Source organism: Conexibacter arvalis (genome assembly GCF_014199525.1).
Taxonomy (GTDB): domain Bacteria; phylum Actinomycetota; class Thermoleophilia; order Solirubrobacterales; family Solirubrobacteraceae; genus Conexibacter; species Conexibacter arvalis.
On sequence record NZ_JACHNU010000002.1, the window covers coordinates 177,408 to 203,233 of the forward strand.

The window sequence follows — 25,826 nt, forward strand, 5'->3', positions numbered from 1 at the left end:
CCATGGTGATGGGGTGACCGATCGCTCCGACATCGCGACGCGCGAGGACTGCGAGCGCCTCGTGCGCGCCTTCTACGGCCGTGCGCTGACCGACCCGATCATCGGCTTCATCTTCACCGACGTCGCCAGACTCGACCTCGACGAGCACATCCCGGTGATCGCGTCGTTCTGGGAGACGATCCTGCTCGACGCCCGCACCTACGGCGGCGGCGCCTTCGCGCCGCACGTCCAGCTGCACGTCAGAGTCGGGCTGACGCCCGGCCACTTCGAGCGCTGGCTGTCGCTGTGGCGGACGACCGTCGACGAGCTGTTCGCCGGCCCCCGCGCCGACCTCGCGAAGGCCCACGCCGAGCGGGTCGCGCACGCCTTCTCCCGCCGCCTGCAGTCGATCCCCTCCCCCGCCGGTCGCACGGCCGAGCCGCCGCCCGGCGCCGATCTGCCGCCCGGCGGGCTGCTCGTGATCGAGAGCCATCCCGGCGCGTAGCCGCGCTGCTCGCGCGGGCCCCGCGGCGGGCGCACGGGGGATCGCGCCGCCTCCCGTTTCGAAAGATGGGGTCTGGAGTGCATGTCCGGCGGCGTCGCGCGCGCGTAGCGTTCGCCTGCGTGACTGCCACGCTCAGCTCTCCCTCGCTCGGCCCCGGCCTCGACGCGATCTTCCAGGACGTCCTCCGTCGCAGCCCCGCCGAGCCCGAGTTCCACCAGGCCGTGCGCGAGGTGCTGGAGACGATCGGACCGGTCGTCTCCCAGCACCCGGAGTACGTGCGGCAGAAGCTGCTGGAGCGGATCGCGGAGCCCGAGCGGCAGATCATCTTCCGCGTCCCGTGGGCCGACGACAATGGCGAGGTCCACGTCAACCGCGGCTACCGCGTCGAGTACAACAGCGCGCTCGGGCCGTACAAGGGCGGGCTGCGCTTCCACCCGTCGGTCTCGCTCGGGATCGTCAAGTTCCTCGGCTTCGAGCAGGTCTTCAAGAACGCGCTGACCGGGATGCCGATCGGCGGCGCGAAGGGTGGCGCCGACTTCGACCCGAAGGGTCGCTCCGACAGCGAGATCATGCGCTTCTGCCAGTCGTACATGACCGAGCTGCACCGCCACGTCGGCGAGTACACCGACGTGCCGGCCGGCGACATCGGCGTCGGCGAGCGGGAGCTGGGCTATCTCTTCGGCCAGTACAAGCGGATAACGAACCGCTACGAGTCGGGCGTGCTGACCGGCAAGGGCCTGACCTGGGGCGGCGCGCGCGTCCGCCGCGAGGCGACCGGCTACGGGACCGTCTTCTTCGTCCAGGAGATGCTCGCGCAGCGCGACCAGTCGCTGGACGGCAAGACGGTCGTCGTCTCCGGCGCCGGCAACGTCGCGATCCACGCGATCGAGAAGGCGCAGGCGCTCGGCGCCCGCGCGATCGCCTGCTCGGACTCGAGCGGCTACGTCCACGACCCCGACGGGATCGACGTCGCGCTGCTGAAGCAGATCAAGGACGTCGAGCGGGCGCCGATCGCCACCTACGCCGCCCGCCGCCGCCCCGGCGCCCGCTTCGTGCCGGGCCGGCCGGTGTGGGAGCTGCCGTGCGAGGTCGCGCTGCCGTGCGCGACGCAGAACGAGCTGACCGAGGCCGACGCCGCGGCGCTCGTCGCCGGCGGCGTGCTCGCCGTCGCCGAGGGCGCCAACATGCCGTGCACGCCGGAGGCGGTCCGCGTCCTGCGCGCCGCAGGGGTCCCGTTCGCGCCCGGCAAGGCGGCCAACGCCGGCGGCGTCGCGACCAGCGCGCTGGAGATGCAGCAGAACGCCTCGCGCGACTCGTGGACCTTCGAGCACACCGAGGCGCGCCTGGCCGAGATCATGGGCGAGATCCACCGTCTCTGTGCCGACACGGCGGCTCGCTACGGCGCCCCGGGCGACTACGTGCTGGGCGCGAACATGGCCGGCTTCATCCGCGTCGCCGACGCGATGCTGGCGCTCGGCCTCGTCTGAGGCCGCGGGCGGCGGCGCCGGACGGCCGCGGAGCGGCGGGGCGCGCGGGGGCTCGCGCGCCGGCCGCTCAGCCGACGGAGATCAGCTCGACGACGCGGATGCCGCCGGGCGTCACGACCTCGACGGTCTCGCCCGCGCGAAGGCCGACGAGCGCCTGGCCGATCGGGGAGACGATCGAGATGCCGCCGGTGGCCGGGTCGGCCTCGACGGGACCGACGAGCTGGCAGTCGCGCGGACCGCCGCCGCCGATGCGGATGCGGATTCTCTGGCCGATGCCGGCGACGCCCAGCGCCGGCGGGTCGGCGACGGTCACGAGCGAGAGCGTCGTGCGCAGCTCCTCGATCCGCCGCTCGAGCGCCGCCTGGTCGTCGAGCAGGCCGGCGAGCCCGGCGTTCTCGCCCGGCTCGCTGCCGTCGTCGCGCGCGTCGCGCAGGTCGTCTGCGACGCGACGGCGCTGGATCGTCGTCAGGCGGTCGAGCTCCGCGCGCAACCGCTCGTACCCCTCGCGCGTGATCAGCTGCTGCTGATTGGCGACGGTCGACATGGTCCTCCTTCGGACGATGGGAAAACGAAACGACGCCGCGCGTCAGAGCGCGGCGCCGTCAGTCCCCCCATCGTGGGCCAGCCGGTCGCCGGAAGACATGCACTCACGGCCCCATCTCGCGTCGATCGGGCGCCCGGGCGGGCATCGCGGCGCGACGGCGGCTACGGCTCGATCAGCCTGCGGCGGACGGCGTAGCGGGTCAGCTGGACGCGGTCGTGCATGCCGAGCTTGTCGAGGATGTTCGCGCGGTGGCGGCCGACCGTCTTCTTGCTGATCCCCAGCTCGGCGGCGATCTCGTCGTTCGTGCGCGCCTGCGCGATCAGCGCGACGATCTGCCGCTCGCGCTCGGTCAGCGGCTCGACCTTCGCCGGCTCGCCGCGGCGCGCCCGCTCGAGGTGGTCGCGCACGATCGCGCGCACGCCGCGCGGGGTCAGGAACGGCTCGCCGCGCAGCGCGGCGCGGCAGGCGTCGACGAGGTCGCGGTCGACGGACGTCTTCAGCACGTAGCCGGCGGCGCCGGCGGCGAGCGCGTCGAACAGGTACTCCTCGTCGTCGTGCATCGACAGCATCAGGATCCGCGTGTGCGGATGGCGCTCGGCGATCTCGCGCGCGGCCGCCAGCCCGCCGCCGCCGGGCATCGACACGTCGAGGATGGCGAGGTCGATCCCCTCCGGGTCGGCGCCGACCGTCGCGAGCGCCTCCTCCCCGCCGGAGGCCTCCGCGACGACGCGCAGGTCCGGCTGGGCGTCGAGCACGCGGCGCAGGCCGTCGCGGACGATCGGATGGTCGTCGGCGACGAGCACGCGGGCGACGAGCGGCACGCCCATCACGGCACCCCGGGGATCCGCAGCACGACCTCGGTACCGCCGCCCTCGGCGTTGCGGACGATCAGCGTCGCGCCGATCAGCAGCGCCCGCTCGCGCATCCCGCGGATGCCGTTGGAGGAGGAGGCGGCACCGGGCGGCATGCCGCGTCCGTCGTCGCGGACGCGCAGCACGGCCGACCCGTCCTCCCGCCGCAGCGACAGCGAGACGCGTCTGGCGCCGGCGTGGCGGGCGACGTTCGTCAGCGCCTCCTGCGCGACCCGGTAGGCGACCAGCTCACGCTCCTCGTCGAGCGAGATCGGCTCCAGCGCGCGCTCGACGTGGACGCCGGCCTGGTCGGCGTGGGCGGTGGCGAGCGCCTTCAGGGCGCTGTGGAGGCCGAGGTCGTCGAGCACCTGCGGCCGCAATCGCGCGGCGATCCGGCGCACGTCGTAGGCGCCGACGCGCGCCGTCTCGCGCAGCTCCTCCAGCTCCTCGCGCAGCTCCGGCGGGACGGCGGCGGTGAGATGCTCGATCTGCAGCATGATCGCGGTGAAGACCTGCCCGACCTCGTCGTGCAGCTCGCGCGCGACGCGGCGCCGCTCGCCCTCCTGGACGGCGAGCGCGCGGCGGGCGCTGTCGCGGCGCTCGCGCTCCAGCCGCTCCAGCATGTCGTTGAACGCCTGCGCCAGCGCGGCGAAATCGGGCTCGCCGACGACCGGCACGCGCTGGCCCGGTCTGAGCGGGTCGATCGAGCGCATCGTCGTGGTGACGGTCTCCAGCGGTCGCAGCGCCGGGCGCAGCAGCAGCAGGCTGAGCGCGACGAGCGCGGCCAGCCCGCAGATCAGCACGACCAGCTCGGTCGCGGCGACCGGGATCGAGACCGTCACCGGAGCGAAGACGAGCAGCAGGAAGGCGACGGTGAGGACGACGAACTGCGTCGCGAAGATTCGCCAGTAGAGCGGCAGTGTGCCGAGGAGCTTGCGCATCCGGAGATGCTACGGCTCAACGAGCCCGCGGCGAATCGCGAAGCGGGTCAGCTCGACCCGATCGCGCATGCCGAGCTTCTCCAGGATGTTCGCGCGATGGCGCTCGACGGTCTTCTTGCTGATGACGAGCAGCTCCGCGATCTCGTCGTTGGAGTACGCCTCGGCGATCAGCTTGACGACCTCCAGCTCGCGGGCCGACAGCTCCTGCTCGTCCTCGTCGCCGTCGTCCGGGCGCAGCCGTTCGCGGATCAGCGTCCGCTCGGCGTCGGGGTAGAGGAACGGCTCGCCGCGCAGCGTCGCGTGGCAGGCGGCGATGAGGTCGCGGTCGATCGCGGTCTTCAGCACGTAGCCCGAGGCCCCGACCGCGAGCGCCTCGTAGACGTACTGGCCGTCGGCGTGCATCGACAGCATCAGCACGCGCGTCCCGGGGCGGCGGCGGGTGATGTCGCGCGCCGCCTGCAGGCCGGTCTTGCGCGGCATCGAGACGTCGACGATCGCGAGGTCGATCTCCTGTGCGAGCGCCCGCTCGACCGCCTCCAGCCCGTCGGCGGCCTCGGCGACGACGTCGAACCCCTCCTGCGCGTCGAGCAGCCTCCGCAGGCCCGCGAGCACGATCGGATGGTCGTCGGCGACAAGGATGCGCGTGCGCGTCATCAGATCATGATGGCTCGCGCGCGCGAGGCGCAGCATGGGGTCGCGACCGCATCGGCCCGGCCCGGCGCGACGGCGCTCGCACGCCGCCTCATCGCCCGCCGCAGTGGCGCGACCGCGCGGCGGTGGCGGGGGTGGCGGCGGGGTGTCGGCGGGCGGCCGAGCGCGCTGCGGCGGGCCCGAGCCGCGCGGCGCGGGCGGGCGGCGGGGCGAGCCGCGCGGCGCGGGCGGGCGGCGGGGCGCTCGCGCGCGCCGCGCTGCGGCGGCGCGAGCCGCGCGGCGCGGGCGGGCGGCGGGGCGCTCGCGCGCGAGCCCGAGCGGCGCGGCGCGGGCGGGCGGCGGAGCGCCGGCGCTGGGGGCCGGCGGGCGGCGGGGCGCTCGCGCGCGCGGGTCGTCGTCAGGCGATCCCAGGCGGGTCGTCGGCGGGCCGGTCGCCGGCGGGCGCCTCCTCGCCGGGCGCGACCGTCGGCGGTTCGTCGAAGATCGCCGCGACCTTGTCGAGCACCGCCTGCTCGTCCTCGCTGACGCGCTCGCCGCCGACGCCGAGGAAGCCGCCCTCCTTGTGCGCGTGCGCGACCGCCTCGCCGACGCCGTAGACGAACCGCTTGTACTCGGCGACCTCCTCCGGCGTCGCGCCGAGGTCGAGGACCCGGATCGCCGCGCGCACTCTCGCGAGCACGTACCGCTCGAGATCCTCGGTCGTGCGCTGCTGCGGCGCCGGGCCGACCCCGGCCGGCGTCTCCAGCACCTCGCGCAGCAGCTGCCCGGGGCGCCCCTCGCGCGCGTCCGCGTACGCGCGCGAGATCGCCACGCTCTCTCTGACCGTGCCGCCGCGGCCGGCCGCGGCCACGAGCAGGCCGGTCAGCGCCGGCGCCGCGGTCACCACCGACCAGTCCTCTGCGTTGAAGGCGGCCTTCGTCGTCATCTGCGCTCCGTTCGTCCGATCTCTCGTCCGGGATGCCCGCCCGGCCGCGCGCCTACCCGTCGGCCCTCGCGCCCGCCGGCGCCGAGGCGCGGCGCGCCGGGTCGGCCGCGCGTGGCGCCGGCGTCGGATCGGCTCCGCCGCGAGCGGCCCGGCCGCGCGCCGAGGAGTGGCGCCTTGGGGGTGATATCCACCCCCAAGGCGCCACTCCTCAGGCCGCGTGCGGAGCGGCGCGGGAGCGCGTGGTGCCGGCGCGCCGGATCGGCGTTCGCAGCGCGCGCGGCTGGATCTCGTCCGGGTGCGCTGACAAGCTGTGGCGGGCGATGAGCGAGGATCGGCAGAACCGCGCTCCGCGGCATCCTTGGCTCGATCGCCGGTCACTGGTGCTGTGGGGCGGCGACGGGCCCGAACCGGCGGACGAGGAGCGCGACGCGATCGGCATGATCGCGCTGCCGCTGCGCCATGCCGACGCCCACGCCGCGCTGATCGCGCGAGCGCGGGCGAAGGGGCTCGGCGTCACGCTCGTCACGGAGTCGTGGCAGGAGCAGCTGCCCGTGGAGCCGCTCAGCGCCGCGGCGGTGGCCGACCACGCCGAGCGCCATCTCGACGCGCAGCTGGCCGCCGGCGCGACGCTGGCGACGACCCCCGCCCACCTCGTCGCGCCGGACGATCCCGCCGGCCGCGAGCAGGAGCTGGCGCTGGCGCACGCGACCGTCGCGGCGTGGCAGGAGCGCCAGGGCTGGCGACCGCCGCCGCAACACCCTGACGCCGGGCCGCGCGAGCTGCACGCCGCGCTCGCCCTCCGCCCCTCCGACCTCCCCGCCCTACCCGCCCTCACCGAACGCTTCGCTGAGCTGTCGGTCGACGGCTACTGGCTGACCCTCCTCGACACCGGCCCGGCCGCGCACCGGTCGGGCGCGCCTGGTGGCCGGCCGCTCGCTCCCGTCGCAGCCCCGCCGGGCGGCGGCCAGCCAGGCGACAGCCTCTCGCGCCTCCGCGCCGCAGCCCCGCCGCGCGGCAGCTGGCAGGGGGCGCCAGACGGCCGACCGCCCGACCCCGCGCCGTCCCCGCCGCGCGGCGGCTGGCCGGGGGCGGCCGATGGCGACGGATGGGCGGCGGCGCTGGCGGAGATCACCGAGCTGGCGCTGGAGCTTCAGGCGCAGACGGGCCGGCCGGTGGCGGTCGCCGGCGCGGGGGCGGCGCATGCGGCGCTGCTGGCCAGCGGGGTCGCGGCGGTCTGCGCAGGTCCGTCCGGAGCCCGCGTCGCGTTTCCGCCGCAGCCGCTCGACGGCGACGGCGTGACCGGCATCGCGCTCCCGCTCTTCCATCCCGGCATCCTTGGCTTCGTGCCGCCCGGCGCGGCGCACGACGACGCGCGCACCGCGCTGTTCGCGACCGAGCCGTGCCGTTGCGGCTTCCACCGTTCCTTCGAGCCGCCGCGCGGCCGGCGCGAGACGCTCGGCCACAACCGCTGGTGGCTCGCGGCCGAGGCGCGCGACGCGACGCGCCTGGTGCCCGCGCTCGACGAGATCCGCCTCGCCTCCCGCGCCGCGCGCGCCGTCAGGGCCCGCCGCCGGCTCGACCTGCCGCCGCTCTCGCCGGCCTGGACCGCAGTCGCCGAGACCGCCCGCGCCCGCCGCGCCCGCACCGCCGCCGCACTGGCCTGACGGCCGGCCCCGCACCGCCGCCGCGCCGCACCGCCGCCGCACGCGCAGCACCGCCGCGCCCGCACCGCCGCCGCACCCGCACCGCCACCGCACTCGCAGCACCGCCGCGCCCGCACCGCCGCCGCGCCCGCACCGCCGCGCCCGCACCGCCGCCCTGCTGGCGTCACCGCAGCGCCGACACCGCCGCCGCGCTGGCTGACCGCCGCGCCACCCGCGCGGCCGCCAGACCGCCGCCGCGCCTGCCAGCTCGGGCGGCACTCAGCCAGCGCGCACCTCTGAGCATTGGCTGATTGCACGTACTCAATACGCGCAGAAAGCCAATGCTCGCGCCGGCCGCATCATGTGTGTGGGATCGGGGCGAGGTGGAGCGCGGTCAGCGGCGCCCATTCGCTCATCGTGCGGCCGGTGAGGAGCGCAGCGATCTCCCAGGCGAGCGCTCGCTCCAGCGGCACGCCGGCGATCAGCAAGTCGAGATCGGCGCGCAGCAGGCGACCGGTCAGCCGTACCGGCAGCCCGACCGTAACGACCGCGCCCAACCACGCGCCCGCGCCGCCCCCACCAAACTGCGCGTCCGCGCCGCTCGTACCGCCCGCGCCGCTCGCACCGCCCGGACCGCCCGCACCGTCCGCGCCGTCCGCGCCGTCCGCGCCACGCGCACCGTCCGCGCCACGCGCACCGTCCGCGCCGTCCGCGCCGTCCGCGCCACGCGCACCGTCCGCGCCGTTCGCGCCGCCCGCACCGTCCGCGCCACGCGCACCGTCCGCGCCACGCGCACGGTCCGCGCCGCGGTCCGCGCCGGCGCCGCTCGCACCGTCTGCGCCGTCGACGCTCTCGCTTGACGCGAGTGCGCGCGAGCGCCGCTGCGTGAGGCGGCGCAGGTAGCTGGCGGCGGCCGCGTCGAGCTCGCCGTCGACCTGCTCGACGCGCGCGCGGGAGTCGAGCGCGGAGAGGTCGACGCCCGCGGCGCGGAGGTCGTCGCAGACGAGCGCGCACTCGACCGTCAGGCGGATCGCCAGCTCGACGTCGATGCCGGCAGCGTGGGCCGCGTCGGCCAGCGCTCTCAGCGCGTCGGTCGCCGGGAGCGTCCACGGCTCGTGCCGGTCGCCGGCGCGCACCGCCCGCCGGCTGACGACGCACTCGCCGCCCTCCCATGCGCGCCCGCCGCCCCGTCCGCGCGGCGGATCGGCAGGTGCGAGGCCGTCTCGTGCGCCGCCCCGTCCGCGCGGCGGATTGGCAGGTGCGAGGCCTTCCCGTGCGCCGCCCCGTCCGCCCGGCGGATCGGCAGGTGCCGAGCCGCTGCGCCCGGCGCCGCTTTCGCGCCCGGAGACCCCAGCAGCAGCGGCAAACCGCCGCTCCCCGCCCCAGCGGCCCTCCGCCGTGCGGCCGCCGTCGAGAAGGCGGAGCGTCGGCGCAGTCGTGGTCTCGTCAGAACCGGGCATGGTGTAGAAATAAATTCTACATGCCAGACAGAAAAGGCGCAAAGCCACGGACGCGTGGCGCGAAGCCGCTCACCCAGCGCGACTGGCTGTTCGGCTCACGGCCGCGGCGCATGGCGCTGGAGGCGCTGCTGTCGGCCGAGCCGGGCGCGCAGTGGTCGAAGGCGCGGCTCGCGCGCGCCGCCGGCGTCAGCCCGCACGGCGGGATCGACGAGCACGTCGACGGCTTCGTCCGCATCGGCCTGCTCGAACGGCGCGACGGCGGCTACGCGCTCGCCGAGCCGGCGCCGCCGTACCTCGCGAGCCTCGAGGCGCTCGTCTCCCAGCTGCACGCGCTTCCGGACCGCTGATCCGCACGCACGCGCGCAGAGCCCTCTGTTCTCGCCACGACGACGCCCAGCCGTCGCGCCGGCGGCCGGCGCCCGACGAGCGGGCGGACAGCCGCCCCCGGCGGGGCAGAGAGCCGCCGCGGGCAGGCGGACAGCCGCCCCAGCCACGCGCAGAGCCGCCGCGGCGGTCGAACCGCCGCCCCAGCCGCGCAAACAGCCGCCCCGGCCGCACGGCGGGCCGATGCACGCAGGCTTGCGGCGACTGGCCGGCCGGTCCGTACCCTGACGCCGTTCGGCCGGTGCCGTCGCGTCCGACCGATGACGTTTGATACACGCCGAACGTTTCCGAAGCCCGCACCGCACCGCACCACCCGCACCGCACCGCGCACGTGAAGAGAACAGCTCGCGATCGCATCGACCGCGCCATCGAGGCGCTCGGCCCGCTGCCCGTGCTCGGGGGCACCGTCGCGCGCGTGCGCGCGCTGGCGGCCGATCCGGACGCCTCGACCCAGACGCTCGTCGCGGTGATCGAGGAGGACGAGTCGTTCAGCGCGAACCTGCTGCGCTACGCCAACTCCGCTGCGTACGCCCGCCCGCTGCGCGCCCGCACGATCCACCAGGCCGTGACGGTCGTCGGCCGCCAGGCGCTCGGCAGGATCGCGCTGGAGGCGTCGACCTACAGCTTCCTCGAGCGGGTCCCGGGCGCGGGCGGCCGGTCGCGCGGCCACATGCACGTCCACGCCGTCGGCGTCGCCGCCTGCGCCGCCGAGCTCGCCCAGAGGACCGGCGCCGACGTCGAGACCGCCCACCTCGCCGGCCTGCTCCACGACGTCGGCAAGCTCGTGATGCCGCTCGCCTTCGGCGAGGCGACGCTGGACGCGATCGTCGCCGAGGCGCCCTCCGGCACGCGTCGCGTGATCGCCGAGCGCGAGCGGCTCGGGGTCGACCACGCCTACGCCGGCGCCCTGCTCGCCGACCAGGAGGGCGCCCGCGGCGCGCTGTTCGACGCGGTCGTCCACCACCACGGCGGCGCCTCCGGCCTCGACTGCCCCTCGCCGGAGGCTGCGTGCGTCCAGCTGGCCGACGCGATCGTGGCGATGCTCGCCGGCGACGAGGGCGACAGCGAGCTGATCCACGCCGCCCTCGGCCGGCTCGGCGCCGTCCCGTCGCTGCTCGACGAGGCGGCCGAGGCGGCCGTCTCGGCCCAGCCGACGTCGGGCGGCGGCGACGCGCTCGCCGACCGCGTCGCGTCGCTGGAGCGGCTCGCCAGCACCGACGAGCTGACCGGGCTCGCCAGCCGCCGCGAGTGGCTGTCGAGCACGCGCGCCAAGCTCGCCGCCGGCGACACCGGCTCGGTGCTGATGTGCGACGTCGACCACTTCAAGCAGATCAACGACACCGTCGGTCACCTCACCGCCGACCTCGTGCTGACCGAGATCGCGCTCGTGCTGCGCGCCAACGGCTTCGCCGGCCGGCTCGGCGGCGACGAGTTCGCGCTGTGGGTCCCCGGCGGCATCGACGAGGCGCAGCGGGTCGCCGCCGGCGTCGTCGCCGATGTGCAGACGCGGCTGGCGGGGACCGACCGGCTGCCGGCGGTGACGCTCTCGGTCGGCGCCGCCTCCACCGCGCTGTGCGGCAACGACCTCGGGCGGCTGCTGGAGACGGCCGACCGCGCGCTGTACGAGGCGAAGACCGCCGGCCGCTCCCGCGCCGCGTTCGGCGTCGCCTGACCGTTCGGACGGCGCCGCCGCCGGCCCGGCGGAACTTCGGCTCAAAGCCGCCTGTCGGCGGCCGACCACCAGGAAGGAGGGGCTGCCCACGCGGGCGGCCGCTCGCCACCGTCATGCCCGGAACACCGTCCACCGATCCAGCGACAGCGAAGCCGCCCGCCGCCGCGGCGCGCTCCGACTGCTTCGCGGTCGCACGCCAGCCGATCCTCGACCGCGCCGGCGCGACGATCGGCTACGAGCTGCTCTGCCGCCCCGTCGAACTAGCGGCCCAGGCGCCCGAGACGGCGACGGCTTCGGTGATCCTCCACGCGATCGGCGACCTCGGCCTGCCCGCGCTCGTCGGGCGCTCCCGCGCCTTCGTCAACGTCACGCGCGCCTTCCTCGTCGGCCAACGGCCGCTGCCGCTGCCGCCGCGCCGCGTCGTGCTGGAGCTGCTGGAGGACCAGGTCGTCGACGGCGCGCTGCTGGAGGCGACGCGCGAGATCGCCGCCGCCGGCTTCCCGATCGCGCTCGACGACTTCGTCTACGACCCCGAGATGGAGCCGCTGCTGTCGCTCGCCGCCTACGTCAAGCTCGACCTGCGCGAACACGACGACGACGCGCTGGAGCGGACCGTCGCGCGGCTGAAGCCGCGCGGGCTGACGCTGATCGCGGAGAAGGTCGAGGAGCCCGAGGAGCATGCCCGCTGCCTCGCGCTCGGCTTCGACGGCTTCCAGGGCTACTACTACGAGCGCCCCGAGACGTGGCGGGGACGCGCCGTCCCGACCGCCCAGCTGGCGACGCTCGGCGCGCTCGCCGCGACCGACAGCGACGTCTCGCTGCGCGAGCTGGAGACGATCATCCGCCGCGACGCCGGCCTCAGCCACCGCCTGCTGCGGTTCGCGAACTCGGCGGAGGTCGCGCCGCGCAACACGATCCAGTCGCTGCGCCAGGCGCTGGCGCTGCTCGGCGGCACCTCCGTCCGGCGCTGGGCGCTGATGCTCTGCCTCGCCGGCGTCCCCGACCTGCCGCACGTGCTGCTGGAGGCGGCGCGGCTGCGAGCGCGCGTCGCCGAGCAGCTCGCCCCCTCGATCCCGGGTGCGAGCCCCGACCGCGCCTTCATCGTCGGCCTCTTCTCGCTGCTCGACGCGATCAGCGGCCAGTCGATGGAGGTGCTGCTCGAAGGGCTCGACCTCCACCCCGCGATCGAACGCGCGCTGCTCGCGCGCGCAGGCGCCGAGGGCGCGCTGCTGGAGGCGCTGCTGGCGCACGAGCACGACGAGCCGCTGGCCGAGGACGCGCCGGTGACGGGGGCCGCGATCGACGCCGCCTACGCCGAGCAGCTGCGCGCCTCGGCCGATCGCCGCGGCTTCTGACCACGGTACGCTGCGACGCCATGGCCGAGCAGCTGCACGACGTCGGGCGCGGGGTGACGATCTGCGCGGAGACCTTCGGCGACCCCTCCGATCCGCCGCTGCTGCTGCTGATGGGCCTCGGCATGCAGATGGTCCGCTGGCACGAGACGTTCGTCGAGCGGCTGACCGACCGGGGCCTGTTCGTGATCCGCTGCGACAACCGCGACAGCGGCCGCTCCACCTACTTCTCCGACGTGCCGCCGCCGCGGCTGGCGCAGCTCGCCCGCCGCCGCTTCGACCCGCGCCAGTACCGCCTGACCGACATGGCGGCCGACACCGCCGGCCTGCTCGACGCGCTCGGGCTCGACTCGGCCCACGTCGCCGGCGCCTCGATGGGCGGGATGATCGCGCAGACGCTCGCGGCCGAGCACCCGCGCCGCGTCCGCTCGCTCGTCTCGATCATGTCGAACACGGGCAGCCGCTGGCACGGGCAGCCGGCGCTGAAGACCTACCCGGTGCTGCTCAAGCGGCCGGCGAGGGACCTCGACGCCTATCTCGCGCAGCAGGTGCTCGTCCACGGCGCCGTCGGCTCCCCGGGCCTCCCCGCCGACGACCCGCTGTTCCTCGAGATCGCCCGCCGCAGCTACGGGCGCAACCCCGACCTGACCGGCACCGGCCGCCAGCTCGCCGCGATCCTCGCCTCCGGCGACCGCACCCGCCAGCTCCACCGCATCTCGGCGCCGACGCTCGTGATCCACGGCGACAGAGACCGGATGATCGCCCTCTCCGGCGGCCGCGCCACCGCGCGCGCGATCCCTGGCGCCGAGCTGCACGTCATCCCCGGCATGGGCCACGACCTGCCGCGCGAGAACTGGCCCGAGGTGATCGACTCGATCGTCCATCACGTCCGCGGCGCCGAGGCGGCGCGGACGCCCCGCTCGCCCGCGCCCTGAGCGGCCGATCGGGCCGCCGCTCAGCCCGTGACCTTCTCGCGCGTGCGCTGGCGGGCCATCTTCACCCGCGTCGTCTGGTCGAGGTGGACCTTGCGCAGGCGGACCGCGCTCGGCGTCACCTCGACGCACTCGTCCTCGCGCACGAACTCGAGCGCCTGATCGAGCGAGAGGATCTTCGGCGGCACGAGCCGCTCCAGCTCGTCGGCGGTCGAGGAGCGCATGTTGGTCAGCTTCTTCTCGCGCACGGCGTTGACGTCGAGGTCCTCCTGGCGCGCGTTCTCGCCGACGATCATCCCCTCGTAGACCTCGGTGCCCGGGCCGACGAACATGATCCCGCGCTCCTGCAGGCCGAACAGCGCGAACGACGCGACTCTGCCGGCGCGGTCGGCGACCAGCGAGCCGGTCGGGCGGGTGCGGATCTCGCCGTGCCACGGCTCCCAGCCGTCGAAGACGTGGTTGAGGATGCCGGTGCCGCGGGTCTCGGTCAGGAACTCGGTGCGGAAGCCGATCAGGCCGCGCGCCGGCACGACGTAGTCCATCCGCACCCAGCCGGTGCCGTGGTTGACCATCTGCTCCATGCGGCCTCTGCGCAGCGCCAGCAGCTGGGTGACGACGCCGACGTAGTCCTCGGGGATGTCGATCGTCATCCGCTCCATCGGCTCGCACAGCTTGCCGTCGATCTCCTTCGTGACGACCTGCGGCTTGCCGACGGTCATCTCGTAGCCCTCGCGCCGCATCAGCTCGACCAGCACCGCGAGCTGCAGCTCGCCGCGGCCCTGGACCTCCCAGGCGTCGGGGCGGTCGGTCGGGACGACGCGCAGCGAGACGTTGCCGACCAGCTCGGCGTCGAGGCGGTTCTTGATCAGCCGCGCGGTGACCTTCGTGCCCTTCTCGGTGCCGGCCAGCGGCGAGTTGTTGATGCCGATCGTGACCGACAGCGACGGGTCGTCGACGTGGAGCACCGGCAGCGGGCGGGGGTCCTCCGGGTCGGCGAGCGTCTCGCCGATCGTCACCTCGTCGAGGCCGGCGATCGCGATGATCTCGCCCGGACCGGCCTCCTCGGCCTCGACCCGCTCCAGCGCCTCGGTGACGAAAAGGTCGGTGATCTTGACCTTCTCGATCGAGCCGTCGGTGCGGCACCAGGAGATCTGCTGGCCGCGTCTGATCACGCCGTGGCGGACGCGCGCGAGCGCGATGCGGCCGAGGTACGGCGAGGAGTCGAGGTTGGTGACGAGCGCCTGCAGCGGGTGGTCCTCGTCGTGGGTCGGCGCCGGGATGTGCTCGACGATCAGGTCGAGCAGCGGTCTGAGGTCGCTGCCGTCGACCGGGTTCTCGGGGTCGTAGTCGACCGACGCCCAGCCGTCCTTGCCGTTGGTGTAGACGATCGGGAAGTCGATCTGCGACTCGTCGGCGTCGAGGTCGAGGAACAGCTCGTAGACCTCGTCGACGACCTCTCTGATGCGCGCGTCGGGGCGGTCGACCTTGTTGACGACGAGGATCACCGGCAGCCGCGCCTCCAGCGCCTTGCGCAGCACGAAGCGGGTCTGCGGCAGCGGGCCCTCGGAGGAGTCGACCAGCAGCAGCACGCCGTCGACCATCGTCAGGCCGCGCTCGACCTCGCCGCCGAAGTCGGCGTGGCCGGGGGTGTCGATGATGTTGACCTTCACGTCGCCGTATTGGACGGCCGTGTTCTTGGCGAGGATGGTGATGCCCTTCTCGCGCTCGAGGTCCATCGAGTCCATCACCCGTTCGGCGACGTCCTGGTTGGCGCGGAAGGCCCCCGACTGCCACAGCAGGCCGTCGACGAGCGTCGTCTTCCCGTGGTCGACGTGGGCGACGATTGCGACGTTGCGGAGATCTCTTCGGATAGCCATGGCGACGGGCCAGGATAGAGACTGACGCGGTCTGCGCGCGGACCGCCCGGTGTTGGCGATCGCGGCGGCGGGCAGACGACAGACGATCCCAAACCTCTCCTCATGGGTTCGAGAACGGCGGTGAGCGCTCCGGTCACGCGCGATCGGAGCGTGAGCCGAACGCGGGAGAGCGGATCAGCGCGAAGGCGGTTGCGACGCCTTCGCACACGCGCGGCGCTTGTCCGCAAGCGCCGCGTTGCGCTGCATGCGCAGCCGCCGCAGCTCGCGGCGGGCCGCGCGCCGACGTGCCGCCGGGCGGCGAGCTCTCGCCGCTCTGGCGGCGCGCCGGATGCGGCGGTCGAGCCTTCTCACGCGCGCGCCGGCACGGGTGCACGCGCGTCTCGCCGCCGTCGGCGCTCTCGGCGCCGCCTCGCCGGTCGGCACGGCGTCCGGGGAGCCGGCGGTCGGCGCCGCCGGGACGGGGCGATCGGCGGCGGGCGCGCTCGGGTCGGCGGCGAGCGGGACGACGAGCCAGTCGGTCTCGTCGCGCACCGGCGGCTGCGGCTGCCCGAGCGGGTCGAGCGGGACGATGCGCGAGACCGCCCGCAGGCGCACGCTGCCGACCGCGCCCGGTCTGATCCCGAGCCACGCCAACGGCAGCGCCCATCTGGCGCCGCCGGCGTCGGTCGCCGCCGCCGGGACGTTCGCCGAGCGCAGCCAGCGCGCGTCGGCGTCGCTCCAGCCGTCGAGCAGCCAGCTCGTCCGGTCCCAGGCCGGGATCGCGGCGATCTTCGCGTCGGCGCCGTGCTCGTCCGAGCTGCCGCCGGCGCGGCTGTCGAGGTACCAGGTGACGCGCATGTCGGCGAGCATGCAAACGCCTGATGCGAGCGGGATGCAGCCGCCCCAGCCGGCCGGCGGGCGGGCGACGAGCTGCGTGCGCACCTCCAGCACCCCGTCGGCGCGGACCGAGGCGGTCATCTCGCCGATGTCGGCGACGAGCGGCTGCCCCTCCAGCGGGTCGACGAGCGTCGCCGGCGCGGCGCCCGCCGACGTCGCGCCGGCGCCGGCGCCGAGCGCCGCCGCGGCGAGCGTGACGAGCAGCGTCCGGATGCGACGGCGAGCCATGCGCGAAACCTACGCGAAGCGACGCGGACGCGCGCGCTCACGCGCGAGCGGCCGCGATGGCGGCGAGGAGCGCCGGGTATGACCACCCCGATGCCGGGCATCGAGACCACGTTCGCGCGCCTCACCGCGGAGCTCGACGCGCCGATGCTGATCGTGACGACCGAGGGCGGCGGCGAGCGGGCCGGCTGCCTCGTCGGCTTCTGGACCCAATCGTCGATCCGCCCGCCGCGGTTCCTCGTCTGCATCTCGCGCCTCAACCACACCTACAAGGTCGCGGTGCGCGCGGAGCGGATGATCGTCCACTTCGTGCCGGAGGGGGCGACGGAGCTGGCCGAGCTGTTCGGCGGCGAGACCGGCGACGACGTCGACAAGTTCGCCGCGGTCGACTGGCATCGGGGACCGGGCGGCGTGCCGCTGCTCGACGGCCTCGACACCTGGTTCGCCGGCGACGTCGTCGAACGGGTCGGCCTCGGCGACCACGTCGGCTTCCTGCTGGCGCCGATCGACGGCGCGGTCCGCCGCACCGCCGCGCCGCGGCTGCGCTTCCACCGCGCGAGACGGATCGAGCCCGGCCACCCGGCCTGAGCGCCGCTCCGGCCGCCCCGCCCTCCGGCCGCCCCGCCGTGCGGCCGATGCGGAGCCGATGCCGAGGCTCCCGTCGGGACCCCGGTCGGACCCCGGTTCTGCCCTTCTGGGGAGGACGGGAGCGGCGGCGGCGCCTACGCTCGGCCATCCCGAGACGGAGGCCGAGAAACGGACATGGGACTGCTGGACAAGGCACACAAGCTCGCGACGAGCGCGAAGGGCCAGTACGAGGAGCTGCGCGCCGCACGCGACGAGGCGAGCGTGAAGCCGGTGGAGCCGCAGCGGCTCGGCGACCACGAGCAGGACGTGCTGCGGCGCGCGATGGCCTGGGGCGCGCCCGACCCCGCGGCGCTGCTGTCGCGCGCCGAGGCGTCGCACGTGCTCGGCGTCGAGCTCGGCGACGGCTCGCTGACCTATGACGACAGCTCGGTCGGGCTCGAGTTCGCGGCCGCCGGCCGCCGCGGCGAGCGCTGGTCGGTGACCGTCGGCGCCTGGCACGGCGACGAGGACGGCTACGACCCGGCCGCGTCGTTCCGCTTCGTCGCCGAGAGCCTGGCGGGCGACCGCGTCGACGACCTCGGGCAGGAGGCGCTCTGGGACGGCACGCGCCTGTTCGTGCTCGCCGCCCCGCTGCTGTTCCAGGTCGAGGTGCGCACGCCGGGCGGCGACGGCAACCGCGCCGAGGCGGTCGCCGTCGCGCGCCGCGTGCTCGCGCGGATCGAGGGCTGAGCGCCCCGCCGGCGCGACGCGGCGACAGGCGTCGCGCCGGAAAGCAGCGCGAATGCGCCAACACGGCGCCCCGCGGGTCGGCGGCGCACCCATGACGGTGTGAACGGCGCGGCGGCGCGGTACGAGAACTGCGAGGAGAACCGTGCTGTCACGACCTGTGAGGTGCCTATGAGCATGTCCCGAAGGCGGTCGTCGTGGTTGATCGCGCTGCTGCTCGCCGTCGCCGTCGCGGCACTCGCCGCCGGCTGCGGCTCCGAGGACGACGAGAGCGGCGGGACCGCGACGACCTCCGCGCCCGCCGAGACGAGCGGCGGCGGCGCGGCGGCGGCCGGCACGATCGCGATCCCCGACGCGCTCAGAGGCAAGGGCACGCTCGTCGTCGCGACCGACCCGACCTACGCGCCGAACGAGTTCGTCGACAGAGACGGCACGACGATCATCGGCATGGACGTCGACCTGATCGACGCGATCGGCGAGCGGCTGGGCCTCGAGGTCGACGTCCAGCGGGCGACCTTCGACGCGATCATCCCGGGCCTGGCGGCGAGAAGATACGACGTCGGCATCTCGTCGTTCACCGACACGAGAGAGCGCGAGCAGACGGTCGACTTCGTCACCTACTTCAGAGCCGGCACCTCCTTCTACGTCAGAGAGGGCGGCCCCGACGTCACGACGCTGGAGGACGTCTGCGGCGAGAAGGTCGCGGTCGAGAAGGGGACGATACAAGCGACCGACGTCCAGAGACAGAACAGAAGATGCGCGACGCCCGCCGACCTGCAGGTCTATCCCGACCAGAACGGCGCCAACCTCGCGATCCAGTCGGGCCGCGCCGACATCGGGATGGCCGACTCGCCGGTCGCCGCGTACATCGTCAAGCAGTCGAACGGCATGTTCAGACTCGACGGCGAGCCGTACGGCACCGCGCCGTACGGGATCGCGATACCGAAGGGGAGCGGTCTCGCCAGACCGGTCCTCGAAGCCGTCAGAGCGCTGATGAGAGACGGCACCTACATGGCGATCCTCAGAAGATGGGGCGTCGAGCAGGGCGCGATCGACAACCCGAAGATCAACGGAGCGATCGACTAGCGGGAGGCCGACCTGTCCACCTCCTCCACCGAGCCCGCCGGCACGCCGGCGGGCTCCGCCGGTCCGCCGCCCGAGGCGATCAAGGCGATCCCGGTCCGCCATCCGGGCCGCTGGGTCGCGGCGGCGATCGTGCTGCTGCTGGTCGCCGTCTCGATCGACTCGATCGTCAGCAACCCGCGCTTCGAGTGGGACGTCGTCGGCGACTACCTGTTCGACGACCGCATCCTCGACGGCCTCGTCCTGACGCTCGAGCTGACCGTCGCGGCGATGGCGGCCGGCATCGTCCTCGGCGTCCTGCTGGCGGTGATGCGCCTCTCCCCCAACCCGCTCGTCGCCGGCGCCAGCGGCTTCTACATCTGGCTGTTCCGCGGCACGCCGGTGCTCGTCCAGCTGCTGTTCTGGAACTTCATCGCCGCGCTCTATCCGGAGATATCGATCGGGGTCCCGTTCGGCGGGCCGGAGTTCTTCTCGATACAGGCCAACAGCGCGATCACGCCGTTCGTCGCCGCGCTGCTCGGCCTCGGCCTCAACGAGGGCGCCTACATGGCCGAGATCGTCCGCGCCGGGATCCTCTCGGTCGACGAGGGCCAGCACCAGGCGGCCCACTCGCTCGGCATGTCGCGCCTGCAGACGATGCGCCGGATCGTGCTGCCGCAGGCGATGCGCGTGATCATCCCGCCGACCGGCAACGAGACGATCTCGATGCTGAAGACGACCTCGCTCGTGTCGGTGATCGCGACCGCCGAGCTGCTGTACGCGGCGCAGCTGATCTACGCCGAGAACTACAGAACGATCCCGCTCCTGATCGTCGCCTCGATCTGGTACCTGGCGCTGACGACGGTGCTGACGATCGGCCAGTACTACCTCGAGCGCCACTTCGGGCGCGGGTCGGCACGCGAGCTGCCGCTGACGCCGTGGCAGCGGTTCACGCGGATCGTCGTGCCCCGCCACGCGGAGCCGGCGACCGAGCCGGAGGCGAGCGGCAGATGACCGAGCCGATGGTGCGAGCCGAGCAGGTCCACAAGCGGTTCGGCCGCCTGGCGGTGCTGAAGGGCGTCTCGCTGACGGTGATGCCGGGCGAGGTGACGTGCGTGATCGGCCCGTCGGGCTCGGGCAAGTCGACCTTCCTGCGCTGCGTCAACCACCTCGAGAAGATCGACGCCGGGCGGCTGTCGGTCGACGGCCAGCTGGTCGGCTACCGCCAGGAGGGCGACAAGCTCTACGAGCTGCGCGAGCGCGAGGTCGCGCGCAACCGGGCCGAGATCGGGATGGTCTTCCAGCACTTCAACCTGTTCGGCCACATGACGGCGCTGCAGAACGTCTGCGCGGCGCCGGTCCAGGTCCTCGGGATCGCCCGGCAGGAGGCGCGCGAGCACGGGATCGAGCTGCTGAGACGGGTCGGGCTCGAGGACAAGCGCGACGCCTACCCGTCACAGCTCTCCGGCGGTCAGCAGCAGCGGGTGGCGATCGCGCGGGCGCTCGCGATGAGACCGAAGCTGATGCTGTTCGACGAGCCGACCTCGGCGCTCGACCCCGAGCTGGTCGGCGACGTGCTCGCGGTCATGCGCGGCCTCGCCGAGAGCGGGATGACGATGATCGTCGTCACGCACGAGATGGGCTTCGCGCGCGAGGTCGCCGACACGGTCGTCTTCATGGACGGCGGCGTGATCGTCGAGGCCGGCACGCCGTCCGAGCTGCTCGCCAACCCGCGCGAGGCGCGCACGCGCGACTTCCTCGGCAAGGTGCTGTGAGCCCTTCCGCTCAGTCGCCTTCGGGGTAGAAGTTGGTGTCGTCGAGCAGCAGGCCCTCGCGGGAGGGGTCGGGTCTGCCTCTTCTCAGCTCGATCCCGATCGTCTTGACGACCACGCTGCCGTCGGCGTAGGCGAGCCGGATGCGAGCGCCGGAGAGGATCTCGTATCTGCCGTACTGGTCGGGCTGGGCGCTCCAGCCGGCGGTGAACGGCACGCCGCTGCCGCCCATGGTGCCGATCGACATGCTCGACAGCGCGAAGTTGCCGTCGGCGCGCAGCGTCAGCCACTCCGTCCAGGTCGTGCAGCCGGTGATGAGACCGCAGAAGCCGCTGAAGCCGCGATGGATCAGCTCGACGGCGTAGCGGCTGCCGGGACGCGGGACCTGGAGCTCGCGGTAGTCGTCGTGCTCGCCGACCTTCAGGTCGCCCCTTCTCCACCAGCCCTTCTCGCCGCCGACCGTCAGCGCGCCGGTGCGCGGGTGCAGGGCGTATCTGACGCAGCCGTCGCCGTCGCCGCTCGCGGTGACCCGCGTGCAGCGCGGCAGGCCGCCTCTCGGCAGGCCGCGGTACGCCCAGCCGCCCGGCAGGAAGGCGATCCCGTCGTTGTCCCAGGCGTAGTCGACGCGCGAGTTGAATCGCCAGAAGTAGCGGCCGGCGAGGTCGTCGGCCCCGCTGCCCGCCCCCGGTCTCGTCGGCCGCGGTCTCGGCTTCGGCGCCGTCTTCGTCGCGAAGCGCACCGTCAGCGTGCCGCGCGCGCTCAGCCGCGGCGCGCCGCTGGCGCGCAGCGACAGCCGCGTCGTCGCCTTCGCGCGCGCCGTCGCCTTCAGCGCGACGCGCAGGCGCAGCGCCCTGCCCGGTCCGAGCGTGCGGGCCGAGGCGCGCCGCGGTCTGATCGCGACCCCGGGCGCCGCGCCGACACGCAGCGCGACCCTCCGCGCCGGCGCCGTGCCGCGGTTGCGGACGACGACGGTCACGCGCGTCCAGCGAGCGCGCGGGAGCGGCTTGGCGCCGGTCGTCGCGGAGAGCGCCAGGCGCGCCCGTCTCGCGGGCGCTCTCGCTCTGCCGACCGGCGCCGTTCTCGCGGGCGGGTCGGGCTGGGGCTGCGGCTCGGGCGGCGGCGGCGGGGCCAGCGGGAACGGGCCGGCGACGTCGAAGACGATGCCGGGATCGCTCGCGTCGACGAGGTTCACGAGCGCGCAGTCGCGCGGGCCGAGCGCGAGCTGCGGCGCGCTCGCCGAGAAGGTCACCGTCGCCCCGTCGCGCGCGTGCGACCCGGCGCCCCCGTCGGTGCCGTCGATCCACACCCCCGGGCCGGCGAGGACCTTGCCGCCGACGGCGCCGGCCGCCGCGCACGCGCCGTCCGGCTGCGTCGTGCCGATCATCGCCGTCGCCTGCGAGTCGCTCGCCGCGGTCGGGGCCTCGGCGAGCCCGATCTGGAACGAGATCGAGCCCGCGTCGTCGTAGCTCGCGGCGACCGAGACGACGTCGCGCGCCGCGCCCGCGCCGTCGCCGGCGGGATCGCTCCCGCCGCCCTGCACCACCGCCGCCGACGCGCCCGTGACGGGCAGCGCCGCGAACGCGATTCCGGCGACGAGCGCGCCGACGACCTTCCGACCTGCCATGCGACCTCCTGCGATCAGCTGTTGCGGCCCGGAGGCCGGTCCCTGGATCCTGCCTTACCCTGGCGCGGAACCGCTATCACCTCGTCCACGCGCCGCCCAGCGGCGCCGTCAGGACACCGCGCGCGAGCCGGCCGTGCGCGTCAGCGCTGACGACTTCAGCGCTGACTACTAACGCACACACCATTCCACCGCTCTAGGATGCATCGGGCCGTCATCGGGGGACGACGGCGCGAAGCGGCTCAGGAGGCAACCCGTTGTCGATGAAATTCGCCGTGCTCGGCCTGCTGATCGAGCGGCGCGGCTATGGCTACGACCTCGCGAACCGGCTGCAGGAGCGGCTCGGCCCCGGGTTCAGAGCGGCCTTCGGCGCCGTCTACGTCTCGCTCGACCAGCTCGCCAAGGAGCAGTTCGTCGCCGAGTCGAGACGGGTCCAGGTCGGGCGCCAGGTGAAGGTCTACTACGAAGCGACCGAGGCCGGCGTGCAGCGCTTCAGCCGCTGGATGCGCGAGTCGGTCGGCCGCGAGCCGGTGCGCGGCGAGCTCTACCTCAAGCTCGCGGTCGCGCGCGACGAGGATCTCGGCACGCTGCGCGACGAGCTGCACCGCCTCGAGCACGAGGCGCTGACCGAGCTCGAGCGCTGCGGTCAGGCGCTCGGCTCCGAGGAGGACGGCGAGGAGCTGCGGTGGGAGGAGGCTGCCCGCTGGCTCGCCGACGCCGCCGTCGTCGAGCGGCTGCAGGCCGACCTGCGCTGGCTGCGGATCGCCCTGCGCGCGCTCGAATGGGCGGCGGCGACCGGCGCGGTGCCGCGCGCCGAGCTGCGCCGCGTCGACGCGCTCGCGTCGGCGTAGGCGCGCGGGCGCCGGCCGGCGCGGCGCCCCGCCTCCTCACGCCCAGTAGCCGGCGTGCGCGACGCGCGCCTCGTCCTCGATCAGCGGCCCGCGGACCGCGACCGGCCGCGACGCGCGCGCGAAGACCTCGCGCGAGGAGAGCGCCAGCGAGGCGTGGCCGGCTCCCTGCAGCTCCATCAGCGACGCGCCGCTGAGCGCGAAGACGAGCGTCCCGATCCCGACCCACACCATCGCCGCCGAGCACATCGCGCAGTTCTCGCAGCTCGTGTACATCGTCGTCAGCCGCGCCACCTCCGGGTCGAGGTGGCGGCCGGCCCAGACGGCCAGCTTCAGCTCCGGGTGGGCGCTCACGTCGCGGTCGGTGACGACCGTGTTGCGCGCCTCCGCCAGCAATACCCCGCCGGCCCCCACCAGCACCGAGCCGAACGGCTCGTCGCCGGCGGCGCGCGCCTGCTCGCTGAGCGCGATCGCCTGCCGCAGCCAGCGCAGGTCGCTTCTCCTCACCCCGTCCATCGGCGTGGAGCGCGTCTACCCGTCGCCGTCGGCCGGCGAACCGCCGCGGCGCGGGCCGGCCTCGCTCGGACCGTGGCGCCGCTCGGCCAGCCAGGCGGCGATCACGGCCTGCGCGGCCGCAGACAGCAGCCGGTCGTCGAGCATCGGCACGTTCGGCAGCTCGCCGGCGTGGAGCGCCTCGTCGAGCCAGAGGGCCGCCAGCGCGAGCGCGACCGAGCGCACGAGCGTCAGCGTCCCCGCCTCGTCGAAGCGGCTGGCGTCGCGGGCCAGCTCGCCGACGGTCGCCTTCTCGGCCGCCAGGTCCTGGACGGCCCGCCACCGCTCGGCGTGGTCGTCGCGGTGCTCGTAGGCGTCGTGGGCGAAGACGAGCGCGGCCGCGACCTCCAGCCACAGCGCCCGCAGCCACGGGACCTCCTCGGGTCCGCGGGGGTGCAGCAGGATCTGCTCGATCTGCCAGGTCGCCTGCTCGACGTGCGCGAGCGTCGCGCCGGGCTGCTCGTAGACGCCGTGGCCGACCTCCGCGCCGCGCCGCTGCAGCAGTCGCTGCGCCTCGTGCAGCAGCGGCTCGATCTGCGCCCGCGACGCGATCCCCTCCTCGACGGTCGTCGAGCCGGCGAGCTGGTGGACGGCGACCAGCTCGGCGACGGCGATCGCGACCGTGTCGGCGCCGATCACGGCGTCGGGGCCGAGCGCCGCGCCGAACATCGCCACGCGCGCGTCGAGCTCCGCCGGCCGCGGGCGGGGGCTGGCCGTGCCGGCGTGGCGACCGCGCTCCCACCGCCGCAGCGGCCGCTCCAGCTTGCGCAGCCAGGCGTAGGTGCGCAGGTCCATCTCCTCGCGCGCGGCGGTCGACGCGCGCGCGAGCGTCAGCAGCCGCGCGATCAGCTCGATCCGCTGCCGGTCGCTGCCGTTGAAGGTGACGTCGACGACGTCGCCGAGGTAGGCGTCCAGTCTCGGGCCGGACAGCTCCACCGGCGGCGAGGCGGCGCGCTCCATCGCCTCGGCGACGGCGCGCAGCAGCGCCTCGATCGCCTCGTCGGTCTGTGTCAGGTCTGCGGCCACGTCCGGTCTGCTCCGGCGGATTCCCCGCGACGCCCGCTCCCGCGAGCGCGCGTCACGCTCATCATGACCGGCCTGCCGGCCGTTCGCGTGTCGCGCTCAGCCGGAGGCGAACAGCTCGTCGCGCCCACGCGCCAAGTGGCGCCGCAGCGAGAGGAAGGCGACCGCGCCGCCGAGCAGCGGCAGCCAGAAGAGGATCACGCGGTAGGTGAGGACGGCGGCGGCGGTCACGGCGGCCGGAGCGCCGAAGACGACGAGCGTGCCGATCAGCCCGCCGTCGATCCCGCCGATCCCGCCGGGGATCGGCAGCAGGCCGCCGAGCTGGCCGATCAGGTAGCCGAGCAGGATCACCGCCGGGTCGACGTCGGCGCCGAAGGCGTGGAAGGCCGCCCACAGCACCGCGTTGTCGAACAGCCAGTAGCCGATCGCGCCGGCGATCACGTACAGGTCACCCGAGCGGACGATCTCGATCGCCTCCCGCGTGCCGACGATCACGCTGCGGCGGGCCGCGACGACGCCGCGACGGAGCCTGCCCGCGCCCGCCGGCGGCGGCGCGCCCTCGCCGAGCCGCGGCAGCAGCACGATCGCGGCGATCACCAGCAGCGACAGGCCCGCCGGCAGCAGCGTCAGCCACGGCGACAGCTCCGGCCCCCAGAGGCCGAGCGCGACGACGACCCCGAGCACGGCGACCGCGACGAAGTTGACCGAGCTCTTGATCAGGAAGAAGGCGACCGAGCGGCGCGCGACGCGCGCGGGCGCCATCCCGTCCTGGATCAGCGCCCAGGCGCCCAGCGCCAGGCCGGCCGCGCCGCTGGCGGGCACGATCGAGCCCATCCCCAGCTCCGACCAGCCGATCCGCGACGCGTGGCGCCACGACATGCGGCGGCAGAAGACCGGCCGGAACATCAGCACGTAGGAGAGGCAGGAGAGCAGCTCGAGCACGACCGCGACCGCGATCCACCACGGGTTGGCCGCGCCGAGGTGGCGGCGCACCTCCCCCAGGCCCGGCGCGAGCAGCGCGACGAGCACCAGCACGAGCAGCAGGATCCCGACCTGGAGCGTGCGCCGCAGCAGCGTGCGGGGTTCGAAGGCGGCCGGCAGCGCTCGGCGCTCGGCGGTCGCGGCGCCGGCGCGGCCCAGCCCGCCGCCGGCGGGACCGGAGGCGCCCGCGGTCGAGGCGGCGACCTCGTGCGGGGGCGGCGGAGGCGGTGGCGGGCTCACGACCTTGATTGTTGCATGAGCATGCAAATCGCTTGGCAGCGCGTCGCTCGGCCGGCGGCGCGCCCTCCCGCGTCGGCTTACCCGCCGCCGTCGACGGCCGCAACCAGCC

Annotated in this window: 25 protein-coding genes; 13 read left to right on the forward strand and 12 right to left on the reverse strand. The window is 74.8% G+C overall.

All coding sequences use genetic code 11. The annotated features are described in order from the left end of the window. Positions 1-13 precede the first annotated feature (13 nt). Positions 14-484, forward strand: a complete 471-nt coding sequence (locus tag BDZ31_RS09385; RefSeq protein ID WP_246344872.1) for a group III truncated hemoglobin — start codon at positions 14-16, stop codon at positions 482-484. A gap of 65 nt (positions 485-549) precedes the next feature. Further along, on the forward strand, positions 550-1,971 hold the full coding sequence (gene gdhA, locus BDZ31_RS09390) for an NADP-specific glutamate dehydrogenase (protein WP_183341399.1): 1,422 nt from the start codon (positions 550-552) through the stop codon (positions 1,969-1,971). A gap of 67 nt (positions 1,972-2,038) precedes the next feature. On the opposite strand, the gene BDZ31_RS09395 is transcribed toward gdhA, so the two are convergent. From BDZ31_RS09395 to BDZ31_RS09415, 5 genes are all read right to left on the reverse strand, one after another. Then, on the reverse strand, positions 2,039-2,515 hold the full coding sequence (locus BDZ31_RS09395) for a GreA/GreB family elongation factor (RefSeq protein WP_183341401.1): 477 nt from the start codon (positions 2,513-2,515) through the stop codon (positions 2,039-2,041). A 161-nt stretch (positions 2,516-2,676) separates the two neighbouring features. Then, positions 2,677-3,342: a response regulator gene (locus BDZ31_RS09400; protein ID WP_183341403.1), complete on the reverse strand. Its 666-nt coding sequence runs from the start codon at positions 3,340-3,342 to the stop codon at positions 2,677-2,679. After that, positions 3,342-4,307: a HAMP domain-containing sensor histidine kinase gene (locus tag BDZ31_RS09405; protein WP_183341405.1), complete on the reverse strand. Its 966-nt coding sequence runs from the start codon at positions 4,305-4,307 to the stop codon at positions 3,342-3,344. Before BDZ31_RS09405 ends, BDZ31_RS09400 begins: the two co-directional genes overlap by 1 nt. Positions 4,308-4,316: 9 nt before the next feature. After that, positions 4,317-4,961, reverse strand: coding sequence for a response regulator (locus BDZ31_RS09410; RefSeq protein ID WP_183341407.1), 645 nt, complete (start codon positions 4,959-4,961; stop codon positions 4,317-4,319). A 394-nt stretch (positions 4,962-5,355) separates the two neighbouring features. Beyond that, on the reverse strand, positions 5,356-5,883 hold the full coding sequence (locus BDZ31_RS09415; protein WP_183341409.1) for a hypothetical protein: 528 nt from the start codon (positions 5,881-5,883) through the stop codon (positions 5,356-5,358). Between the two features lie 320 nt (positions 5,884-6,203). On the opposite strand from BDZ31_RS09415, the gene BDZ31_RS09420 reads away from it, so the two are divergent. After that, positions 6,204-7,547, forward strand: coding sequence for a hypothetical protein (locus BDZ31_RS09420; RefSeq protein WP_183341411.1), 1,344 nt, complete (start codon positions 6,204-6,206; stop codon positions 7,545-7,547). 338 nt (positions 7,548-7,885) lie between these two features. On the opposite strand, the gene BDZ31_RS09425 is transcribed toward BDZ31_RS09420, so the two are convergent. Next, the gene (locus tag BDZ31_RS09425) at positions 7,886-9,034 is read right to left on the reverse strand and encodes a hypothetical protein (RefSeq protein ID WP_183341412.1); all 1,149 of its coding nucleotides are present in this window, start codon (positions 9,032-9,034) and stop codon (positions 7,886-7,888) included. Between the two features lie 62 nt (positions 9,035-9,096). Here BDZ31_RS09425 and BDZ31_RS09430 point away from each other — a divergent pair, with 62 nt between their 5' ends. The 4 genes from BDZ31_RS09430 (at position 9,097) to BDZ31_RS09445 (ending at position 13,329) form a co-directional block, all read left to right on the forward strand. Next, positions 9,097-9,333 (forward strand): hypothetical protein, encoded by a 237-nt coding sequence (locus BDZ31_RS09430; RefSeq protein ID WP_183341414.1) that lies wholly within the window; start codon positions 9,097-9,099, stop codon positions 9,331-9,333. A gap of 368 nt (positions 9,334-9,701) precedes the next feature. Beyond that, entirely contained in the window at positions 9,702-11,042 is a 1,341-nt protein-coding gene (locus tag BDZ31_RS09435; protein WP_183341416.1) for an HDOD domain-containing protein, read from the forward strand. 113 nt (positions 11,043-11,155) lie between these two features. Beyond that, the gene (locus BDZ31_RS09440; protein WP_183341418.1) at positions 11,156-12,397 is read left to right on the forward strand and encodes an EAL and HDOD domain-containing protein; all 1,242 of its coding nucleotides are present in this window, start codon (positions 11,156-11,158) and stop codon (positions 12,395-12,397) included. Positions 12,398-12,417: 20 nt separating this feature from the next. Then, positions 12,418-13,329, forward strand: coding sequence for an alpha/beta fold hydrolase (locus tag BDZ31_RS09445; protein WP_183341420.1), 912 nt, complete (start codon positions 12,418-12,420; stop codon positions 13,327-13,329). Positions 13,330-13,349: 20 nt separating this feature from the next. On the opposite strand, the gene typA is transcribed toward BDZ31_RS09445, so the two are convergent. Both typA and BDZ31_RS09455 read right to left on the reverse strand, forming a co-directional pair. Continuing rightward, positions 13,350-15,203 carry a translational GTPase TypA gene (gene typA, locus BDZ31_RS09450; protein WP_183341422.1) on the reverse strand — a complete coding sequence of 618 codons (1,854 nt, stop codon included), beginning with the start codon at positions 15,201-15,203 and terminating at the stop codon, positions 13,350-13,352. A gap of 174 nt (positions 15,204-15,377) precedes the next feature. Continuing rightward, positions 15,378-16,307 (reverse strand): hypothetical protein, encoded by a 930-nt coding sequence (locus BDZ31_RS09455; RefSeq protein WP_183341424.1) that lies wholly within the window; start codon positions 16,305-16,307, stop codon positions 15,378-15,380. Positions 16,308-16,385: 78 nt separating this feature from the next. Here BDZ31_RS09455 and BDZ31_RS09460 point away from each other — a divergent pair, with 78 nt between their 5' ends. The 5 genes from BDZ31_RS09460 to BDZ31_RS09480 all read left to right on the forward strand — a co-directional run bounded on the left by BDZ31_RS09460 (position 16,386) and on the right by BDZ31_RS09480 (position 20,455). After that, the gene (locus BDZ31_RS09460) at positions 16,386-16,892 is read left to right on the forward strand and encodes a flavin reductase family protein (protein WP_221242968.1); all 507 of its coding nucleotides are present in this window, start codon (positions 16,386-16,388) and stop codon (positions 16,890-16,892) included. Between the two features lie 174 nt (positions 16,893-17,066). Further along, positions 17,067-17,621 (forward strand): hypothetical protein, encoded by a 555-nt coding sequence (locus BDZ31_RS09465; protein WP_183341425.1) that lies wholly within the window; start codon positions 17,067-17,069, stop codon positions 17,619-17,621. A gap of 174 nt (positions 17,622-17,795) precedes the next feature. Continuing rightward, positions 17,796-18,704, forward strand: a complete 909-nt coding sequence (locus tag BDZ31_RS09470; RefSeq protein ID WP_246344873.1) for an ABC transporter substrate-binding protein — start codon at positions 17,796-17,798, stop codon at positions 18,702-18,704. Between the two features lie 12 nt (positions 18,705-18,716). After that, a complete protein-coding gene (locus BDZ31_RS09475) occupies positions 18,717-19,694 on the forward strand; it encodes an ABC transporter permease subunit (RefSeq protein ID WP_183342429.1) in 978 nt (325 codons plus the stop codon). A gap of 8 nt (positions 19,695-19,702) precedes the next feature. Then, positions 19,703-20,455, forward strand: coding sequence for an amino acid ABC transporter ATP-binding protein (locus BDZ31_RS09480; protein WP_183342431.1), 753 nt, complete (start codon positions 19,703-19,705; stop codon positions 20,453-20,455). Positions 20,456-20,465: 10 nt separating this feature from the next. On the opposite strand, the gene BDZ31_RS09485 is transcribed toward BDZ31_RS09480, so the two are convergent. After that, positions 20,466-22,076, reverse strand: coding sequence for a hypothetical protein (locus tag BDZ31_RS09485; RefSeq protein ID WP_183341430.1), 1,611 nt, complete (start codon positions 22,074-22,076; stop codon positions 20,466-20,468). Between the two features lie 260 nt (positions 22,077-22,336). Between BDZ31_RS09485 and BDZ31_RS09490 the strand changes: the two genes are divergently transcribed. Next, on the forward strand, positions 22,337-22,924 hold the full coding sequence (locus tag BDZ31_RS09490) for a PadR family transcriptional regulator (RefSeq protein WP_246344975.1): 588 nt from the start codon (positions 22,337-22,339) through the stop codon (positions 22,922-22,924). Positions 22,925-22,960: 36 nt separating this feature from the next. On the opposite strand, the gene BDZ31_RS09495 is transcribed toward BDZ31_RS09490, so the two are convergent. The 3 genes from BDZ31_RS09495 to BDZ31_RS09505 form a co-directional block, all read right to left on the reverse strand. Continuing rightward, positions 22,961-23,437 carry a nucleoside deaminase gene (locus BDZ31_RS09495; RefSeq protein WP_183341434.1) on the reverse strand — a complete coding sequence of 159 codons (477 nt, stop codon included), beginning with the start codon at positions 23,435-23,437 and terminating at the stop codon, positions 22,961-22,963. Between the two features lie 15 nt (positions 23,438-23,452). Beyond that, the gene (locus BDZ31_RS09500) at positions 23,453-24,499 is read right to left on the reverse strand and encodes a hypothetical protein (protein WP_183341436.1); all 1,047 of its coding nucleotides are present in this window, start codon (positions 24,497-24,499) and stop codon (positions 23,453-23,455) included. Positions 24,500-24,595: 96 nt separating this feature from the next. Next, the gene (locus tag BDZ31_RS09505; RefSeq protein WP_343075560.1) at positions 24,596-25,717 is read right to left on the reverse strand and encodes a flippase-like domain-containing protein; all 1,122 of its coding nucleotides are present in this window, start codon (positions 25,715-25,717) and stop codon (positions 24,596-24,598) included. Positions 25,718-25,826: the final 109 nt, after the last annotated feature.